Below are 2,231 nucleotides of genomic sequence, written 5' to 3' on the forward strand. Positions count from 1 at the left end.
GTACGCGAGGATACCGACGATACCCGACGCGAGCATCGCGACGACGATGAACGACAGTTCGGCTTGTTGCTCATCGAACGCCGAACGCGGACGCCACGCCGGAAGCGATTCGAGGACGCGTTGGATCTCGTCACGATAGTACACGGTCGCCGCGATAGCCGTTCCGAGGTGTAGAAAGAGTGAAAACTGAAGTGCCGCTTCCGGTTGTTTTCCCATCGCACGTCGAAACAGAGTGATGTTGCCCTCGCTCGATATCGGTAGCCATTCGAAAATTCCCTGCAAAACACCCGTTACAAACGCGACTACGAGGGAGGTATCGACCATTAGGTGGGAATATTTCGCGAGGAACATAGGCGATTCGGTTTCTGCCGTTTCCCGTTAGTTCGACGACGGGACGCGATGATATACTGAATTTGTGACCAATAAAAACACCGGCGTGAATCGAGCGTACTGTCTGTCTACTTAATGACTGTCCATGTTAACCCCACAATGAATAAGTCTGTGAGAGAAAATTGATACTATAGATGGCGATCGCAGGCCCCAAGTTAGAAATCCCAGAATTCGCCGGTTTCTGGACCGCATTCCTCCTTTCGGTACCCTGTTCCTGTGGGCCGAAATGTTTCGATTACTCTCATATTTTTGCCAATCACGATTTGGTGTTGGTTTCGAAGAAGTATCGGATAAACCAGGTCGTGGTATGAATTCGCTCAGTCTCGATAGCCGCAGATGAGATAGCCGAACACGAGCGCCGAGAGGACCGATCCGATAGCAACGTTGAACAGCGAGTACGCTTCGAACAACTGATGGACCGCGAATCCGAACGCGAACGCGAGCATCGCAACGTCGACGCTGTCCCGACGGACGATTCCTTCGAGGATGCTTCCCCCGACGAGTGTGAGGTACGCGAGGCCGCCAACCACACCGACCTGGAGGAATATCTCGACGTAGGAGTTGTGCGGGGAGTGTCCGCGAATCCTCTCGACGGAGATGAACGGGGCAATGACGTCGTGCGTGTTGACGACCCCGTATCCGAGCGGTGACGGAGCGTGGTAGACGGCCTGAACGCCGGCTTTCCAGAGGACGAATCGACCGTTCGTGTCTATCGGCACTATCGACAGGAAGATTCCACCGATGAACAGGACCGTCATCACCCCCAAACCGACGACGGTGAACGGGAGACTTCGACGGTCGAAAGCCAGGTATCCGACGTAGATGACCGATGCCAGGCCGAACGCGAGCCACGACGACCGGGAGTAAGAGAGGACGAGGGCAAGGACGTTCAACAGCAATAGCGGTATCGCCATCGAGGCCGCGACGTACCGTCTGTATCGTACGGAATCGCTCGCCAACACGAGCGCTCCGAACGCGCCCGCGAACGCGACGATTCCGGTGGTGTTCGGGTTCGAGAATATCGACTGGAGGAAATGGGTTTGACCGAACAGCGGGAGGTCGAACGTCGCATGATACAGTTGGATTTGCAGCCACGACAGTTGGTAGTCCCCGACCACGTACGCCGGAATACCCACCACGGCGGCGAACGCGGAGATGAGCGATACGGCCCACAGGAAGACGTCACGATTGACGTATCTCGGCAGGAAAAAGAGGCTCAGTCCGAAGACGAGCGCCACGTATACGACGAACGATGCCTTCGTCGACCCGGCACTCATCTCGTTGACGTGATAGAAGTACACCCCGAGCAACACCGAATACGCGCCGATGAACAGCGCCCGACTTCGAACGAACTCCACGAGGCGATGGCCGAGAATCGGATACAGAACGTACAGTAAGAAGACGAATGCGACCTGGAAGGTCCGTCCATCCGGCGGGATGTACTTGTTGTGTTGTCGCAGGAGGACGAACGTCAGCAGTATCAGTACGGACACTTGCGCGACGTGTAGCCACAAGTTCCGGTCCCGGTTGTAATAACTGTACATGAGCAACAAAACCGGAGCGAGGTAGAGATAGAGCATGTCGATATGGAACGATCCGTACTGTTCGGGTGCGTTCGGCACGCGAAGGAGAACCGCGACGAAGAGGAGCGGTATCAAAAGCAGTTGGAGCAGGGCGATCGGTTGAAACTCGTCGGTAAGGGGATTCAGGGAGACAGAGGTCGTTCGTTGGTTACGGATACTCATTGGTTTGATCCTCGCTATCGGTACTACCGTTGAACCATAGCATAAAAAGAGTATTTCTTTGTCTTTTTGTATAACTTAGGAAGAACTAAACATGAC

At 54.7% G+C, this 2,231-nt stretch carries 2 protein-coding genes; both read right to left on the bottom strand.

What is annotated here, in order from left to right; all coding sequences use genetic code 11:
* A partial coding sequence (locus WBV42_RS20210) for an undecaprenyl-diphosphate phosphatase (protein WP_423987627.1) occupies nucleotides 1-324 on the bottom strand: 324 nt, incomplete at its 3' end.
* A 383-nt stretch (nucleotides 325-707) separates the two neighbouring features.
* A complete protein-coding gene (locus tag WBV42_RS20215) occupies nucleotides 708-2,135 on the bottom strand; it encodes an O-antigen ligase family protein (RefSeq protein ID WP_423987628.1) in 1,428 nt (475 codons plus the stop codon).
* Between the last annotated feature and the right edge of the window lie 96 nt (nucleotides 2,136-2,231).

It is taken from the genome of Haladaptatus sp., from assembly GCF_049589095.1.
Taxonomy (GTDB): Archaea; Halobacteriota; Halobacteria; order Halobacteriales; family Haladaptataceae; genus Haladaptatus.